This is a genomic window from Nocardia sp. SYP-A9097, from assembly GCF_009649815.1.
In the GTDB taxonomy this organism is placed as follows: Bacteria; Actinomycetota; Actinomycetes; order Mycobacteriales; family Mycobacteriaceae; genus Nocardia.
In genome coordinates this window covers 55,064-72,496 of sequence record NZ_WJIC01000006.1, presented here as the reverse complement: position 1 = coordinate 72,496, position 17,433 = coordinate 55,064, and the positions used below count along the sequence as shown (strand labels likewise).

Annotated in this window: 11 protein-coding genes; 4 read left to right on the top strand and 7 right to left on the bottom strand. The window is 65.5% G+C overall.

Annotated elements, in window-relative coordinates; all coding sequences use genetic code 11:
- Positions 1-28 precede the first annotated feature (28 nt).
- A complete protein-coding gene (locus tag GFY24_RS14685) occupies positions 29-535 on the bottom strand; it encodes a DUF4254 domain-containing protein (RefSeq protein ID WP_309230856.1) in 507 nt (168 codons plus the stop codon).
- A gap of 175 nt (positions 536-710) precedes the next feature.
- Between GFY24_RS14685 and GFY24_RS14680 the strand changes: the two genes are divergently transcribed.
- Positions 711-1,550 (top strand): GntR family transcriptional regulator, encoded by an 840-nt coding sequence (locus GFY24_RS14680; RefSeq protein ID WP_153805619.1) that lies wholly within the window; start codon positions 711-713, stop codon positions 1,548-1,550.
- Positions 1,547-2,131 carry a GNAT family N-acetyltransferase gene (locus GFY24_RS14675; RefSeq protein ID WP_153805618.1) on the top strand — a complete coding sequence of 195 codons (585 nt, stop codon included), beginning with the start codon at positions 1,547-1,549 and terminating at the stop codon, positions 2,129-2,131. Before GFY24_RS14680 ends, GFY24_RS14675 begins: the two co-directional genes overlap by 4 nt.
- Before the next feature lie 236 nt (positions 2,132-2,367).
- Here the strand turns inward: GFY24_RS14675 and GFY24_RS14670 are convergent, their stop codons facing one another.
- From GFY24_RS14670 to eccD, 4 genes are read right to left on the bottom strand one after another with little or no spacing between them, the layout of a single operon-like run.
- Positions 2,368-3,930, bottom strand: coding sequence for an FtsK/SpoIIIE domain-containing protein (locus GFY24_RS14670; RefSeq protein ID WP_153805617.1), 1,563 nt, complete (start codon positions 3,928-3,930; stop codon positions 2,368-2,370).
- Entirely contained in the window at positions 3,931-7,953 is a 4,023-nt protein-coding gene (gene eccCa / locus GFY24_RS14665) for a type VII secretion protein EccCa (RefSeq protein ID WP_153805616.1), read from the bottom strand.
- A gap of 17 nt (positions 7,954-7,970) precedes the next feature.
- Positions 7,971-9,389 carry a type VII secretion-associated serine protease mycosin gene (gene mycP, locus GFY24_RS14660; protein WP_153805615.1) on the bottom strand — a complete coding sequence of 473 codons (1,419 nt, stop codon included), beginning with the start codon at positions 9,387-9,389 and terminating at the stop codon, positions 7,971-7,973.
- Positions 9,386-10,861 (bottom strand): type VII secretion integral membrane protein EccD, encoded by a 1,476-nt coding sequence (eccD, locus tag GFY24_RS14655; protein ID WP_309230855.1) that lies wholly within the window; start codon positions 10,859-10,861, stop codon positions 9,386-9,388. Before eccD ends, mycP begins: the two co-directional genes overlap by 4 nt.
- Positions 10,862-11,015: 154 nt before the next feature.
- On the opposite strand from eccD, the gene eccA reads away from it, so the two are divergent.
- Both eccA and eccE read left to right on the top strand, forming a co-directional pair.
- Complete coding sequence (gene eccA / locus GFY24_RS14650; RefSeq protein ID WP_153805614.1) at positions 11,016-12,851, top strand: type VII secretion AAA-ATPase EccA; 1,836 nt, start codon at positions 11,016-11,018, stop codon at positions 12,849-12,851.
- Positions 12,852-12,922: 71 nt separating this feature from the next.
- Positions 12,923-14,644: a type VII secretion protein EccE gene (gene eccE / locus GFY24_RS14645; RefSeq protein WP_309230854.1), complete on the top strand. Its 1,722-nt coding sequence runs from the start codon at positions 12,923-12,925 to the stop codon at positions 14,642-14,644.
- A gap of 90 nt (positions 14,645-14,734) precedes the next feature.
- On the opposite strand, the gene GFY24_RS14640 is transcribed toward eccE, so the two are convergent.
- Positions 14,735-15,595, bottom strand: coding sequence for a hypothetical protein (locus GFY24_RS14640; RefSeq protein WP_153805612.1), 861 nt, complete (start codon positions 15,593-15,595; stop codon positions 14,735-14,737).
- Between the two features lie 457 nt (positions 15,596-16,052).
- Positions 16,053-17,420: a hypothetical protein gene (locus GFY24_RS14635; protein WP_309230920.1), complete on the bottom strand. Its 1,368-nt coding sequence runs from the start codon at positions 17,418-17,420 to the stop codon at positions 16,053-16,055.
- Between the last annotated feature and the right edge of the window lie 13 nt (positions 17,421-17,433).

The following is a 17,433-nucleotide window of genomic DNA, read 5'->3' as shown; positions in this document are numbered from 1 at the left end:
CCCTCGGGCCCGGACCACCGGTGCACGTCTACCAGGCCGGGAGTCGGCGGCGTCCGGCGAGCACGTCTCGGACGAGATCGTCGTAGGCGTCGGACAATTCGGCTAGATGGTGCCAAGCGCCGTGCAGCATTTCGTCGTTGGCGTCGAGGGTCATCAGCGCGTGGTGAGCGCGGACGGACGCCTCGGCCAATCGATCGATGACCGACCCGACGGTTTCGGTGTGCAGGGTCGCGCCCAGGCGGTGCTGGGGAACCGTCCGCACGATCCAATCGTCAATGGCCATCACCAATTCGATTCGGCGACGCTTGTTTTCGATAATGGCGGTGGGGTCGGTCTCGGGCCCCGAACCGCCGCGGCCCACTATGCGCCGCTCCTGCAGCACCGCGAGATCATGGGCGAACCACAGCAGGGGTCCGCCGATCACACGGTGACCGCGGCAGGCGCGCAATAGTAGGTCGGAGGTCGGTAATAGGCCGTGCGTCAGGGCATGCGCGTCTATGTCCGCGTATTGATCGGACATGTCGGGCAAAGCCACAACGACCGTATTTGACGTCTCCGAACCTGCCACGTTGCCTCGCGTTCATCGTCGAACAACACCGCATTCAGGACGTTCATTACAATAAACCTCAGAATGTGCCTGTCAAGCCTTACACGGCGATTCGGCACCCGGAGTAGACTTCGGGGCCTTGAAGCAACAACCGAGGAGCGAGATGGCGGACGGTCCGAGATACCAACGGATCGCAGACCTCCTCCGCGAGGAGATCCGCGCCGGCAAGTGGAAACCGGGCGATCGACTACCCAGCCACAATGAGCTGGCCGACCAGATGCAGGTCTCGATCACCACCGCTCGCAACGCGATTCAGCTCCTGGTCGCCGAAAATTTGGTTTACACAGCAACTTCCAGAGGCACCATTGTGCGCAGTCAGGAAGTGCTGGAATCGGTTGTCACCAACCATATTCGGCCCGACCGGCCGCGTGCGGTGAACGACATCTTCGTGGAGATCGCCCGTGCCGCGGGGCGTGAGCCGTCCAAGCAGTTCAGCGCGCGGATGGAACCGGCCAGTCCGGAGGTCGCGCATTGGCTGGGGGTGCAACGGGATTCGTGGGTGGTGTCCCGCACCGTCATGCAATATCTGGACAATGAGCCGTGGTCGTGGGAGGTGAGCTTCTACCCGCGGGACCTCGCCGAGGCCACCGGAATCGATCATCCGTACGACATTCCGGAGGGCACGACACGCCGACTCGCCGAGCGTGGTTTCCCCGAGACCGCGCATCGGGATACCGTCGTCGCGCGCCCAGCCACCTCCGAGGAGGCTGCCGTGCTCGGTGTCGGACCAGGCACCATACTGCTGGACCACCTGCGCATAGGCGCGAACCATGAACGCATCACCCGCGTCACCCGCCACCGCTCCACAGCGGCCCGCAACCGTCTGGCTTACGAGCTGGGCGACGACACAGGTACGGACATCATTCGCAAAACACTCGGCGCCCCACCGCCTCCCGCCAACTCGCACTCCTTCGAGAGCTCGCTGCTACCCGGCTCGCCATGACCCCGCACCTACGTCCGGCTCGACTATCCGACATAGGAACCATCACCCGGTTCCGGCTCCAACGCACCAGCTGGCTCGCGGCCCGCGGTAGCGATCAGTGGACCCGGGCCGGACGCGGCCTGCCCATCGAGACCTTCGTCCGATCGGTGGCCCGCGCCGTCAGCAATGGCGAAACCTGGATGGCCGAGATCGATGATGAGCCCGCCGGCACCATCACGGTCAACGACCGCGCCGACGAGGGCCTGTGGTCCCCCGGCGAAATCGCCGAAGCGGTAATCGTCCACTACATGATCGTGGACCTCCGCTTCGCCGGCCACCGCATCGGCCACGCCCTCCTCGAACACGCGGCAACCCTTGCCGCCCAAAGCAACCGGGACTGGGTCCGCCTCGACGCCTGGACCACAAACGCCGACCTGCACACCTACTACACCCGAGCCGGCTTCCGCCAAGCCCGCTTCGCCGAAGCCACCGGCCCCTCCGGCGCCCTCTTCGAACGCCCCACCGCCAGCTGGCTCTCCACCCGCAGACTCCTCCCCGCCCCCCTCCCCATAACCGCCCGACCCCAACTCCACGCGGGCTGACCGAACACTCAGCGCGAGCCAAGTGACCGCGAGGTCGCGCGAAACCGGCACTGCGCGTGCCGGTTTGCCTACCGACCGGCAGGCCATCCACGCGAGTGTGCACTCATGGCGCGACACGCCGTATGACACGTACATGAGCGCACACTCGCGGAACAGTTTCGGGGCATTGCATGCGACTGCCATGGCGAGCAGGCTGGGTGCGGCCGCCCGCTGTGAGGATGCCCCGAGGCCAGGGGTTATGGGGGCGGAAACGGGGGCAATTCTCGCGTCGCATTCGGGGCGGTCTCGGCATGCGGGGACTGAAGCCAAGGCGGGAGGGCCAAGGGTGCCGCGGTATGCGATGACGTAGCGGCGAGTTGGATGAATTCTGGGGCGGTGGTTCGGGTTATGAGGATGGCCCGGCCGGGCGGCAGGGACATGGGGCGGGTGTCAGCTATGAAGGCGCCTTCGTCTGGGTTACCGGACATCAGTAGGACGGAGGGCGATTGTGCCCGAAGCTCGGCGAGGACCGGGTCGGTGGCGAAGGCGCGCGTCGCGCCCCCGGTACAGCGAGTGAGGACGAGATGCAGGCCGAGGTGTTTCGACAGCGGGAGGAGTTCGAGTAGCGGAGCGAGTGGGTTGGCCGCCCATGGGCGGGTGACTCGTTCGTAATCGTCTACGAATAAGTAGATTTCGGGGCCTGTCCACCAATCGCGTTCGCGGATTCGGCGCGGAGTGAGGTCGGGTCCGGGGACACGGCGCGCGATGTAGCGGGCCAGGTCCGCTACCAGGGCCGCACTGGTTTGGGGCGTTGTCGCGTAGCCGGCAAGGAAGGCGTCGTCCACCTCGCCGAGCAGGGTGCGGCAGTAGTCGAGGGCGAGTATCCGCGCGCGGGCGGGAGTGCTGTGGTCGGTGATCCCGCGAATTATGTTGCGCAGCAGCGTGGTTTTGCCGCTCTCGGTTTCCGCGAAAGCCATGAGGTGTGGGTCGATGTCGAAATCCAGTACCTGCGGACGTAATTCGGATTCGGCGATGCCTATGACCACTCGGGTCGAGCCCTGATGGATGTCCAGGGCGCGAGCTTGCCGCTGCACCTCGTCGCGGGTGACATCGAATGGCAGCACCTGGATTTCAGGTACGCGATAGGTGTCCGGACGGATCGGGAGAGTGACCATCGCACCGAGGAGGGGCGCGACAATAATCGGGGGCTGGACGCCTCGCTCGGCGCGATGGTCATGCCACAAATTGATGAGCGTTCCGAAAGTCTCCCGCACAGCGGGCGGGAGATGGAGTCTTCGGGTAGAGGCCAACAGGACGTGGATTCCGAACGGAAGTCCGTATGCGACAAGCTCATAGAGGCATCTGTCCAGGGTCGGATGGTTCACCCGCAGCATGTCCCAGCCGTCCACCACCAGGATCACATCGCCGAATCCGTCCTCCAGCAGCGGATCTCCGGTCGAGCCCGCCAGCAGGGCCGCATACCGATCCCGACGGAATTCCGCCATGGATTCCACACCGAACAGCGCGAAGCGCTCCCGCCTTCGGCGCAGCAGCGCTAGAAGCTCTTGGAGGGTACGACGTATGAGGCCGTCGGCGCGCCTGCACGCGATCGAGCCGACGTGCGGGAGATCGGCGAGATCGCCCATGCCCCAACCGAAGTCGATGCCATAGAACTGCACTTGCTCGGGTGAATGCACCGCCGCGATGCCCGTCACCAGTTCTCGCAGTTTGGCGCTTTGGTCGGCGGGGCTACCGCCGACCACCGCCACATTGCCCTGCGCGCCGGAGATATCGACGTGCAGGGCCGTACCGTCCGCCAATTACAGTCCTGGTAGGTCGGCTATTTGAATCATTTCCTGGCCGCGGCTGCGGGAGGCGAGGATGCCTCGGCCGGGGGGCAACTTCATGGGGCGGATGTCGCCGATGATCTTGCCTTCGTCTCGGGGGCCGGACATGAGCAAGGCGTCTACGGACATGTTCTTCATGGCTCCGAGGACGCCGTCGTAGAGGGCTCGGGAGACGCCGCCCATGCGGCGGGTGATGATTACGTGCATGCCGATGTCGCGCGCCTGGGGGAGGTATTCGACAAGGGGGGCAAGGGGATTCATCATGCCGCCGGTGGCGACCATGTCGTAGTCGTCGATGACGATGTAGATCTCCGGGCCGGTCCACCAGCTGCGTTCGCGCAGCTGCTGGGGGGTGATGTCGGAGCCGGGGATGCGCTTGGAGAGGTAGTTGACGACCTCTTGGATCATCGGGCCGCAGGTCTGCGAGGAGGTCGAGTAGCCGGCCAGCTGATCGCCTTCCAGCGCACCGAGCAGGGTGCGGCGGTAGTCGATGAGGATGACGCGGGCCTGTTCGGCATTGGAGTTCTCGGCGATGCCGTGGATGATATTGCGCAGCGCGGTGGTCTTGCCGCTCTCCACGTCGGCGAAGATCATCAGGTGCGGGTCGGCACCGAAATCCAGTACCAGCGGCGCCAATTCGGCTTCGCCGATACCGACGACGATCTTGGTGGCGCTCGGCTGGATGCCGTGCGCGTGCGCCAGCCGCAGCACCTGATCGCGCGGAATATTCATCGGCAGCATACGAACCTCGGGTGCCCGGCGATCGCCGTACAGCGCGGTCATCTGCTCCTTGGCCGCGCCGACGCCCTCGGGCAGGGTGGCCGGATCGGTGTCGGAGTCCAAGCGCGGCAGGGCGATCAGCAGGTGCAGCGGATCGGCGGTGAGGCCACGGCCGGGCTGGTTCACCGGCACGTTGACCGCGACCCGGCGTCCCATCTCGGAGTCGGACGGGTCACCGAGCCGCAGCTCGATGCGGGTGCCGATCATATCCTTCATGGCGGGCCTGATCTCGGCCCACCGGTTCGCGCTCAGAATGACGTGGATACCGTACGAAAGACCCTGTGCGGCAAGGGCTCCGACCTGAGGCTCCAGGGTGTCGAAGTCCTCGCGGAATACCTGCCAGCCGTCGATGACCAGGAATACGTCACCGAACCTGTCCTGCAGAATCGGATCGTCCATCGCGCCCGCGGCCAGCGCGGCATGCTTGCGCCGCCGGAACTCGGCCATGGATTCGATGCCGAGCGCCGCGAACCGCTCCTCACGCTGCTGCAGCAGGGTGACGAGTTCGGCGATGGTGCGCCGCAGTCGATCCACATCCAGCTTGCTGGCGACCGAACCCACATGCGGTAGGCCGGACATGCTGCCGAGGCTACCGCCGCCGAGATCGATGCAGTAGAACTGGATCTGCTCGGGCGTATGAGTCGCGGCGGCGGCCATGATGATGGTGCGCAGCGCGTTGGATTTACCGGCCAGCTTGCCACCGACGACCGCAACATTGCCTTGTGCGCCGGCCAAACTGATGGTGAGTACGTCACGCCGCTGCTCGTACGGCTTGTCGATGATGCCGATCGGCATCCACAGCTGTCCGTGCCGGTTGACCGGCGAACTCCACTCGGGATCCGGCAGCAGCATATCGACGGTCGGCGATTCGTCGAGCGGCGGCAGCCACACCTCGTGCGCCGGACGGCCGTGTCCGGTAAGGCGTTTCACGACAACCTGCAAAAGCGTATCGGGAATGCCCTCGTCGGCGGGCGGTGGTGGCGGCAGCAGATCCAGCGGATCGAGCGGATTCTCCGGCTCCGGCAAGGCGAGCATTTCCACTGGCCCAGCGGTGAATTCGCGCGGCGGCGCTTCGGCGACGGCCCGCCCGTCCAACTGCCGGGTGGCGCGCGGCGCGACATACGGCCCCGACACATAGGTGGCGTTGAACCGCAGCGGATCGGAGGCGTCGCTCTTGAGGTATCCGGAGCCGGGGATACCGGGCAGATGGTAGGCGTCGGTAATACCGAGCACGGCGCGAGATTCGTTGGCGGAGAACGTACGCAGACCGATCCGATAGGACAGGTGCGAGTCCAGCCCGCGCATCTTGTTCTCTTCGAGCCGCTGCGAGGCGAGCAGTAGATGCACGTGCAGCGATCGCCCGAGTCGGCCGATCATGACGAACAGATCCGCGAAATCCGGTTTCTGCGAGAGCAATTCGGAGAACTCGTCGATGACCACGAACAGCGCGGGCAACGGATCCAGCGGCACACCGGCCGCACGCGCCTTCTCGTAGTCGGTCACATTGGCGAAATTGCCTGCCGTGCGAAGCAATTCCTGCCGCCGGTTCATCTCACCGGCGAGCGCGTCACGCATACGGTCGACGAGCGAGAGCTCCTCTTCCAGGTTGGTGATGACGGCCGCGACATGCGGCAGCGGATCCATACCGAGGAAGGTCGCACCACCCTTGAAGTCGACCAGCACCAGGTTCAGCTGATCGGGTGAGTGCGTGGCGACCATCGAAAGCAGCAGTGTGCGAAGGAATTCCGACTTACCCGAACCGGTCGCGCCGATGCACAGTCCGTGCGGGCCCATACCGTTCTCGGCGGATTCCTTGATATCGATCTCGACGGGTGTCCCGTCGGGCGTGATGCCGATCGGCACGCGCAGGCGTTCGCGCCCGTACCGCGGCCGCCACACCTTGGCCGGATCGATCTGCGCCGCATCCGGAATCTTGAGCAGTGCCATCAGACCCGGGTCGGCCGTGGAGGTGTTGTCGCCGAGGCTGACGATCTGCGCCGCGGTGGCGATCCGGAACCGAGCGAGGCTGCGCGAGAACGCCTCCGCCTCGGCGAGTGTCACCACATCCGCGGTCGCGAACTTTTCGGTGCCCGCCGCGCTCTTGGCGAACACATCCCCACCGGAGGCCACCAATTGCAGACCACGCCGAGCCGCGAGACTGTTCTCCCCGGCGCTCAGATCGATGACTGTCACAGCGTCCAAACCGGATTCGCTGATCAGCCGCTCACTACCGCTGACATAACCGTCGTCGACAATGACGACGAAGTGCAGACGCCCCTGTGTCGGTTGCGGATTGCGCATGAACCGCCCGCGCTCGAGCAGATCGTCCGCGAGCGCGGTCTCGAACTCACCGAGCGAGCGGTACATCATCCGCGCCGCGCCCATGCCATCGCGCTGCGACGGATGCTGTAGCTGCGGAAGCCATTTCGCCCAAGCCCAGGCTTCCGAATCCGGATCGGCACAGACAATGGCAACGGCCACATGGTCGGGTCCGTGGAAGGCGCACAGCTCGATGAGCATGCCCCACACCAGTTTCCGGGCATCCTCGGCCGGCCCCTCGACATTGATGGCCGGGAACGCGCGCAGCGACACCGCGGTCGGCAGCTGATGCACCACCGAGTGCGTACGCACGAACCGCCGCAACGCGACGGTCGACACCGGCTCCAGATCCTCCAGCGGCCCCGTCTCGGGTCGCGCGAGTTTGGCTGCGAGCCTGTGGGTTCCGATCCCGACCCGCACATGCCCGAAGTCGGGATCATTGGGCCGCCGCTCCCACATGCGCCGGGTACCGACAACCGAATGCAGGTCGGCGGGCTCGGGATGACTCCAGACCAGCGTCTCCAGCTGCTTCAATGCCGTGCGCCGCACCTCACGCCGGGTCTGGTCGAGGTACCGGAAGTAGTCCTTGCGTTCCTCATTGAGCTCACCGGCGCTCTTGCTGCCGCCGCGCTGCCCCATGAACATGCCGGCCATCGACATGATCATCATCATCGGGAACATCATCATCATGGGGTTGGTCAGAATGGACCGCCCCATCATCGCCATCATGGCGATCATGCCGACCATGGCGACCACCATGACCACCGGCATGAGCTTGCTGAGCAGGTTGCCCGGTACTGCGCGGGGGATCTCGGGCGGCGGGGTCAGGGCCATCTCACCGCCGGGCGCGCGCGGTGGCGCGATGCGAGGACGACGTACGAAACCTTCGGTAGCCATGAGTGTTTCTCCGGTCGTTACGAATCGAGGTCGGGCAGCTCGTCGTCGCGGCGGGCGCGCCGGAATGGAATCGACAGTGCGAGACCGATTCCCAGCGCGGCGAGACAGACGATCGACCCGATAATGGCGACCAGACGCGGCAAAGCGTCCGGCCCGGCGGGCTTTTCGGGTGCGGGGAAGGCGTGCGGCTGATCCGCGCCGACGCCGATGGGCTGTGCGGGCAGCTGCGCGGTGAGCGCGGCGAGTGGATCGATGAGCCCGTAGCCGATGCGATCGTCACGCCCGGTGCCGGGACCGTGCGCGGTGCGGGTGATCCGGTCCATGACTTCCTGCGCGGTCATTTGCGGATAGTAGGAGCGAACCAGCGCGGCCAGCCCGGCCACATAGGGCGCGGCGAAGCTGGTGCCATTGATGCTCTGCGGCCCCTTCTCGGTGATCGAGGAGGCGTTCACGAGTCCGGTACCGCCGGGCTTGTTGTCCAGCGAAACGATCTTGGTTCCGACCGCGGCCACCCCGACCCACGGCCCGTGCAGCGAGAAGTCGGACGGATTGCCATCGGAGTTGACCGAGGCGACGGTGAGCACATACGGGCTGAACCAGGCCGGGCTGGCCACGGTATTGACCTTGCTCCAACCGGTTCCGTCATTCTGCGTGGCACAACCGTTGGCGGAGTCCACGTTTCCGGCGGCGACGACCACCACGACATCGTGGTCATACGCGTATTTGGCCGCCGCGCCCATGGCCGCGTCCGCGGAGTCCGAACCCGCACTGGAACAGGCCACTTCGGACAGGTTGATGACGGTCGCACCCATATCCACCGCGCGCACCACGGCCGCGGCGAGGGTCAGCATATTGCCGTACCCGGAGCTGGTCATCTTGCCCGGCTGATCGCCGTTGTTCTGGTCCTTGGCCTTGTAGTACTCGCTGTTCTGGCGGATGGCGAGAATATCCGCCGCCGGCGCGACCCCGACGAAGGCGTCATCACCGCTGGGCCGGGCCGCGATGATGCCGGCGACCAGGGTGCCGTGCCCATCGCAGTCGACGGTGCCGTCACTGTCCGCGGAGACGTAATCGCCGCCGGCCTCGATGGCACCGAGTCGCGGATGCCGGGTCACCCCGGTGTCGATGACCGCGACCTTCTGTCCCTCACCGCGCGTGAATTGCCATGCGGCAGGCAGATTCAGCACGCGCTGGGCCAGGGGTTCATCCTTCTGCGAGGACCCGGTCATCAAAGGTTCGGCGCAGAAGTGCTGCTTCTCGGTGACCTCGGGCGGCGCGGCCTTACCGCTGAGCGCCTGCGCCTGCGCGAGCGCTCCGGTATCGATTTTCGGCGGCGCGAGTTCGGCGGACGCGACACCCTGCGGGCTCAGCAGCGCAGCACCGAGAACAGCTGTGGCGCACAGGATCCGCGCCCAGCCGCCCCCCAGCGATCTCATATGTTGCGTGCCATCGAGTAGACGTCCGATAGCCATAGCACCAGCGGGACGATCGATACGATCAGGCCGTATTCGAATATCTCGTTGAAGCGCCGGGTCACCGGAGTCACCTCGATGTGCGGGCCGATCACGCCGAATACGATGGCAGCCACCGCGAAGGCGAGCAGCAGTCCGGCCGAGACCAGCGGCGTGCCATCGTCCCCGAGCGCGAGTAGCACCAGCAGCGAGACGAAAGTCAGTCCGCCACCGGCGATCAGGACGGTGGCCTGGGTGAGGTCCGCGAAGGCCCGCCCGCGCAGGCACAGGATGATGGCGACCACCGTGGCCAACGCGACACCCTGCCAGCGCGCCGCGCCCAGCGGATCGGCTGCGGCGACAGCACCGAAGGTCCCGCCGAGCGCGGCTCCGACGACCATGCCGGTCTGGAATTGATTGGCAATGCGCGCCCGCATACCCAACCCGTGCGCTGAAGGCAGCACGGTCGCACCGATCGCGCCGATACCCTCGATGGTGGGCCGCGGTTCATGATCGGTGGGGTCGATGGCCGCACCCGCGGTGGGCACCGGCGGAACCGGAAGCCGAGCCAGCATGGCGGCCAATCGCGGTACCGCCGAGAGCAGCAGAATCGACGCGACCAGCACTCCGGCAGCAAGTTTCGGCAGTCCGGTGTCCCAGATCAGCCGCACCGCCGCCGCGCCTCCGACGAAGATCGACAGCGTGACGGCCGCGGAGATAATCGCCGCGCCGGTCCGAACCATCCGATATCCGATAACGGCGATCAGCAAAGTCGCACTGGCGCCGAGCAATACGTGCGGAGCGCCCAGGGCGTGCGGTACCGCCAGCGCCGCGCCACCGAAGGTGAGCAGCAGCAGCAATAGCGTGAGCACGGTCGCGGTGAGCTCGTCGGCGTACTTGCGTTCGGCGATCATGGCGGCCACCAGGGCCGCCACCGCGCCACCCAGCAGCATGGCCGGTGCGACGAATTGGTCTCCCGCACCGCGCGATACCGCGCCGAGCAGCAGCGCGAACAGTGTCGCGACAATGGCCGCGCAGAGTCCGGTCCAGCGCGCCGCGGCCGGTGACCAGCCGCGGAACTCCTCGGAGGTGAGCCGCGAGACCGCGTCGATCACATCGTCGAAGAGCGCGGGTGCTTCCTTGGCGGCGACGGCGCGCAGCACCAGCAGCTCGCCGTCGTAGATTTCGGCGTCATTGAGCGTCTGGCTGGGCGCGATCATGTCGCGGCCGAGCTTGGCCAGCGTCCAATGTTGCGGTTGGAGCGGCGTTCCCCCCTCTTCGCCTCCGAGTGGATCCGGATTGCGAGATTCGATAAGTCTGACCAGATCGCCGATGAAGGCGGCGATCGGTGCGTTTGCCGGCAGACCGACGTCGAGCTGGGTGTTCCCCCCGATGACGGACACTCGGCACAATTCGGGTTCAGCGGCGCCCAAGCCGCTGATCGACTGTGCGGTCACTTGCTGAACTGCTCCCTCACCCTCGTAACAGTTGCCCGCCCAGGGCGGTTAACCATAATGTATCCGACTGTCCGCAACTGTGCGATCCGCCCGTGTGGATGGGGAATGTGAACGAAAGCCTAACCAGGTTCAACGAATTCGGGGTTCGACTGCGATGATCGACACTCGTCAGGCACAACGCGCCTTCGACGCGGGGGTGCTCTCTCTGGGGTTGAGCATCGACGGACAGGAGTCCAACAAGGACCTCGACTACGCGAAGCTGGCCTTTCAGCGCGCGACCGAGTGGGATCCCACCATGTGCGATGCCTGGCTCGGCCGGGCGGTAGCGGGTGAGGTAACCAAGGACGTTCTGCACAACCTGTACAAGTGCAGCACCGTCTCCCTGGGACGGGAACAGCGGCGGTTGGGGCTACCGCCGCGAGTGCTAGCTGGACGTTTCCTGCCGGGTCTCTATATCGATTACCCGCTGGCCAGTTTCACCGAGATCTGGCTCGCCTATGCCGCACATCTGATCGCGGACAAGCAGTTCGGCGAGGCCGAGACGGTGCTCAACGAACTCGAGCAGCATCGCCGGGCGCGGGCCAATGAACCCGACTTCGAAATCGACGGCCGGGTCACCAAATACGTGCGCGGCATCCTGCACTACAACACCCAGCGCTGGTCCGATGTGATGACCGTGCTCGCGGGTTCCGAGGCGTGGGAAGATCCCTATCTGGCCGCCGGCGCACATGTGATGGTCGGCACAGCGTGCGCGCAGCTGGGTCTGTTCGGTGAGGCCATTCGCCGCATGGAACAGGCTGAGGCGGGACCGATTCCGGCCGCCCGCACCGCCGCCATGTTCTGCCGCGGCCTGTGCCTGCGCGAGACCGGCGAGGCCGATGAGGCGCAGGCGCTGTTCGAGAAGGTGTATTCGCAGGCCCCGGATTTCGAGGCCAATACCGCCGCCATGCGCGATCGGACCTACCGGATCACCGTCACCTCGAAAGAGGTGATCGAGGCTCGCACCGATAAATGGGATCCGGCGTCCGCGGCCTCGCTGGAGGAGAAGCGCCAGGCCGAGAACGAGGATCGCGCCAAGAAGATCCTCGAAGAGGCGCGCGCCGAACTGGATAAGCAGATCGGTTTGGCGGCGGTGAAAACCCAGGTCGCCCGGTTGCAGTCGAGCGCGCAGCTGGCGAAAATCCGTTCGGAGAAGGGGCTTTCGAGCTCGGCGCGTGGCCAGCATCTGGCGTTCACCGGCCCGCCCGGTACCGGTAAGACCACCATCGCGCGTGTGGTCGCCAAAATCTATTGCGGCCTGGGCATTCTCAAGACCGAGAAGGTGGTGGAGACCAAGCGCTCGGACTTCGTCGGCCAGCATCTGGGTTCGACGGCCATCAAGACCGAGAAGCTCATCGACACCGCCATGGATGGCGTGCTCTTCATCGATGAGGCGTACACCCTTATCCAGCAGGGTCTTTCGGGTGGCGACGCCTTCGGCCGCGAGGCGGTGGACACCCTGCTGGCCCGCATGGAGAACGACCGCGAACGCCTGGTGGTGATCATCGCCGGATACGACGGTGAGATCGATCGCTTCCTGGCCGCCAACGACGGTCTGGCCTCCCGTTTCGCCAAGCGCGTCCAATTCCCTTCCTACACAGCGGAGGAGCTCGGCCAGATCGGCCAGGTCATTTCGCTGAAGCGGGATTCGGAGCTCTCCGACGGGGCGATGGAGCAGCTGGTCAAGACCTGCCAGAAGCTCTACGACCTGGAGAGCACCGATCAGAGCGGGCAGCCGCGACGCGGGGTGGATGTGGCCGGTAACGGTCGTTTCATCCGAAACTTGATCGAGGCGGCCGAGGAAGAACGCGAATTCCGGCTCGCCAATGACGAATCCATCGATTTGAGCGAGATCGACGAATCGGTGCTCATGCGCATCGAGGCGCCGGATATGAAGGCGGCGCTGCAAACGCTGCTCAGCTCGCTGGGTTTGTCGTCCGCAGCTGACTAGGGCTGTTCTATGCAGGGAGGGGGCTTGTCCGTGAGCGACGGGTACGGGGCTGTGAACGAGGGTGCTGGGCTGTGAACGACGCCGAACTGCGGTCGGACGATCTGTGGTTGTTCCGGGTGCTGCCGCTGCGCCTGGTGATCCCGGTGGGGCTGGTCGGTGTAGTGGCCTGGCTGGTCGCTGTCGCCTGCCAAGTCCCTTGGTGGGCAGCGGTATTGGCCGGCGTCGTGCCGGTGCTCATCGGCCTGACCCCGGTGGGCGGTAAGCCCATCGGTATGCGCCTGGGCCGCTGGGTGGCGTACCGCTGGCGGCAGGCCCGCCGGCGTCCGGTGGAGGAGTCCAAGCAGTTCGACGTACCGCTACCCGACGGTGGCAGCTACGGATTGCGCTGGGACGGAACGCTGCTCACCACCATGCTGCGCATCGACACCCCGCCGGACACGCTGACGCTGCTGCGGCGCGGATCGCTGAGTACCGATCAGGTGCTGCCGCTCGCCGAAATCGCCTCCTGCCTCAGGCAATACGATGTCGAACTGGATTCGGCGGATGTGATCAGCACCGGAACCCGCACGGCCGGAACCGAAGCCGTGCTGTCCGGATACGCGGCCAGCATCGCACCGCTGGGACGGTTATACGACGAAATCCTCGGCCCGCTACCGGCTATCGCGCATCGCACGGTGTGGCTGGTGCTGCGACTGAACCCGCTGGCCAACTCCAAGGCGGTCCAGAATCGCGGTGGCGGCCCCGAGGGTGCGCTGCGTGCGGCCATCGTCGCCACCCGCCGGGTCGCGAATCGTCTTGCGGCGCGCGGCATTACCGCCTCGGTACTGACCACCGCCGAAATGACCGCCGCCACCCGCGAATTGACCCGCGGCATTCCGCTGGAAGAGTTCGTGGAGACGCAGAACTCCCTCGAGCACAATGGCGTTCACCTCACCAGCTTCCAGATCGATCCGAGCCTGTTCACCGCCGACGGCCTCGCGGCAGTCTGGTCGGTGCGCAGCCTTGCCACCACGGTCACCGTGCGGTTGCGCCCCGCAGTGGCCTCGTCGTCGGATACCGATCGCAAGGACGAGTTCATCGAGGTGGATGCCCGCGTCCGCTACGACACCCCGCAGCTCATGGACGAGCCGCCGGTGACCGGGCTGCGCTCCCTCCCCCAGCGCCAATTGTGGGCACTGACGGACACTTTGGCGTTCGGTGCGCAGGAGCTGCGCTCGGCCTCGCATCGCGGTCCGGTGAGCGCGCTCGCCGATATCACGGTGCCGACCGCGGGCTGTGGACAACTGATCGGCGCCGACGCCTCCGGTAGTGGTGTGGCAGTGCCGCTGATCGGTGACGGTTCCAGGCGCATCGACATCATCTCGGATCTGCATTTGGCACAGCAGGTCATTCTGCGCGCCATCGCCCTGGGCGCGGGCGCGGTGGTACACACCGCACGCCCCGGAGCCTGGCAGCGCATGGTCAACAATGTCGGTGCGACACACGCGCTTTCACTCGCGTCATCGGTGACACACAGTTCTCGTCACAGCACCATGACGGCGCGGACCCCGCATCCGGCGGCTACGGTGATCGTGTTCGACGGCGTGCCCTCGACGACTCCGCCCGGGTCGGCAACGGTGGTTACTCTCCACGAGCGACTCCCCCAGCACTACCAACCCGATGCCGATGTGACGATCGTCCAGCACCCCAACGCCCCACACACGGTCACCGTCCACACGCCCGCGACCCGCACCACCGCACAGCTTGTGACGACTCCGACCGAACAGCACTACATCGGCGCGACAGGTCGCTGACCCCCGTCATCCCGGCACGAAAGTCCCCGTCATCCCGGCACGAGAGTCCCCGTCATCCCGGCATGCTTTTGGCCGGGATCCACTCCCGAACTAAGTCCACCCGCTGTTGACCAGTAGGGCGAACTGCGCCGCAGCGCGCTGATGCGCATCCTGTAACTGCCCGCTGGCCACCTGCGCCACATAGCGTCCGGACCGCACCGTGCAGGTGAATCGTTCTGTGGCCGAACCGGTTTCGACACAGAAGGCATCCGGCACGCCGGGCGGCGCTTCGGCAGCCTGCCGACCCGTCCCGCGTAGTTCATTCAGTACAGCGCCGGCAGCCTTGTCATTCCGCGCCCGAGCCACCAGCCCGCCCCCGGAAGTTCGTGCCACAGCATCGATTCCACCGACGACGATGAGCCGCCGCCACAACTCCGGCTCAACAGCCACATGCCGGAACCCCCGAGCGGTAAACACCGCTTCCCGGTCGAAGTTCGGCGCCAGATCCTCCCCCGAATGCAACGCCCGCCGCAACATCCCCTGCGGGTCGAACTCCTGCTGCCGCATATCCCGCACAGACAATGGCGGCAACTGATCCAACAATGGCAGCTGCGCCGCAATAGCCCTCTTCGTGAGCTCCTGCAACGCAGCCAGATTCGGCTCCGGCCGAGTGGCATTCACCACAATCAAATAATTCCCCCGCGCCAGCGCCGCATCCAACGCTGGAACATCCTGCCGCCAATGCGCTTTGGCATCGGGGTACCAATCCAACGTCACCGGCGCATTAGCCTTCGGCGCCGAACTGAACCCCGCCGCCTCGGCCTCGATAGCAGCGGACCGTGCCGCGGCAGCCTCCGGAAACTGCAACACCGTAACCCGAACTCTGGCCGTATCCGGCTCCCCCGTAGCCGCCATCCCGAACCCGAACATCATCCCATTGCGCTCGACAATCGGCCGAAGCAACGGATCCACATCCCAACTCCCCCGAATTGCCTTCCCCGCCAGCTCATTCCGTAACCAAGGCTCTATCTCACCCCCGGTAGGCACCGCCCCCGCCAACCGCACAACCGCCAACTCCACCCCGAATTCCCCACCACGCGAATCCACCTTCAGATAGTCCACCGGATCAACGGAGTACGCCCCCACATCAAGCCCCCGAACATCAACCTCCCCCGCAACAGGCACCCCCGGCACGGTCCCCCCACACCCCACCACCCCGAGCCCAGCAACCACCGCCAGCCCCACAACCCGAAACACCCTGTGCAAGTTCATAATCGCGTCTATCTGGCCTTCACGAGACGAGCGTACTGCGCCGAAACCCCTTGCCGGACACCGAAGAGCCCCCAACGGGAGTCCCAAGCACTATAGATTCGGACATATCTGACCAGTCTCGTGGGCGTCGATCAAGTTGGAGCTGTGCGAATTAGAACTACTTCGGCAACTTGGCGATGAGGGCCTTGGCGATGGATTCCGCTGCGGTGCAATGTGAGTCATTGTCATCATTACCGTGCACCCGAATCTCCGCCTGCTCCTGTTGCCCTCCTGCGTCGCGGTACGGGTATGCCCTTGTACAAATGGCGGCCACATTGCTCTTGGGCGCGGACAGCAACCGGCCTTCTCCCAGGTCAACCTGCGGATCGGGCGTAGCCGGTGGTTTGACCTGCCGCAGGTTCACCTGCACCTCGGCGGAACCCTCCCAAACACAGGAATGCGCCGAAGCCTCCTTGGGAGCATCGGGAAGCGACCCGATCACGGACGTCAAGACGTCACGATCAACCAGCGCGCACGGATCCAGCCTCGCCAGGGAACGGTCCGCATCAGCCATGCGCGGCACAGACGTCACCCGCGCCAACCGCGTCAACACGTACTCGGCCAGTTCACATTGATCCTGATTCCACACCGAGACCATGACTCCCGAGGTGGGGTGGGCCGTATCCGGTTGCAGAGCACGGTCGCAAGAGGTGGTGTAGGCCCGTCCGAACACCAGTCGGCCGTCAACTGCCAACCCCGTCGCCGCCAAGCCGAAGAGGTATGCGCCCGGATTGAAGTCGAAGGCATACTCTTTGGAAGCTACCGCCTGGCATCCGAATGACGAGTTCGGATAGAACGTCCACTCCGATATATTCGTCGGCCAGTGGCCTGCCGATTCGGCGGGCAGTGAAGTCCCCAGGGCGGTCCGGAGCCATACGCAGGAATCCGCCTCGCGCATCACGTTGAGCGGCAGCGCAAGTGGTGTGACCTGCTGGTCGTCAGCATGGCCCCATCGTGTCCACGCCGCACCCGCCGTGACCGCCAGCACGAGCAGCACCGCGAGCAACACCGGCAGTAGACGCCTCCGCGACCGGCCGGGCGCGGCTTCGACCATGGCGGTCCGGTTGCCTGTGCGTACCCCCCGCCGAGCACCGGGCAGTACGTTCGTCGCCTCCGGATTCGCGGCCAGCGCAACCAGTTCCATACCCAACTGGTCGATATCGTCATGCACAGGCTCCGGCCACGGGTGCCCGTGTTCGGGCGGATGACCCAAATAGTCCAAGATCTGAGCCGGTGTCGGACGTGCGGCCGAATCCTTGCGCAGGCATGGCGCAATCAGATCCTGGAGGTCCAACGGCACCCGCGTCAGATCCGGCTCGACGTGCACAATGTTGAACAGCGTGTACGCGAGAGTCGGTGACACGAACGGACTTTGCCCGGTCGCCGCCATTACCAGAAGCGACCCGAGCGAGAATATATCGCTCGCGGGTGTCAGCGGCTCCGACAACGCCTGTTCCGGCGACATGTAGGCGGGAGAGCCGAGCACCGAACCGGTTTCG

What these genes read in the sequence shown, in the direction of transcription:
- GFY24_RS14680 (WP_153805619.1), top strand. Translation starts at nt 711, where the DNA reads ATGGCGGACGGTCCGAGATACCAACGGATCGCAGACCTCCTCCGCGAG.
- GFY24_RS14675 (WP_153805618.1), top strand. Translation starts at nt 1,547, where the DNA reads ATGACCCCGCACCTACGTCCGGCTCGACTATCCGACATAGGAACCATC.
- eccCa (WP_153805616.1), bottom strand. Translation starts at nt 7,953, where the DNA reads ATGGCTACCGAAGGTTTCGTACGTCGTCCTCGCATCGCGCCACCGCGC.
- mycP (WP_153805615.1), bottom strand. Translation starts at nt 9,389, where the DNA reads ATGAGATCGCTGGGGGGCGGCTGGGCGCGGATCCTGTGCGCCACAGCT.
- eccA (WP_153805614.1), top strand. Translation starts at nt 11,016, where the DNA reads ATGATCGACACTCGTCAGGCACAACGCGCCTTCGACGCGGGGGTGCTC.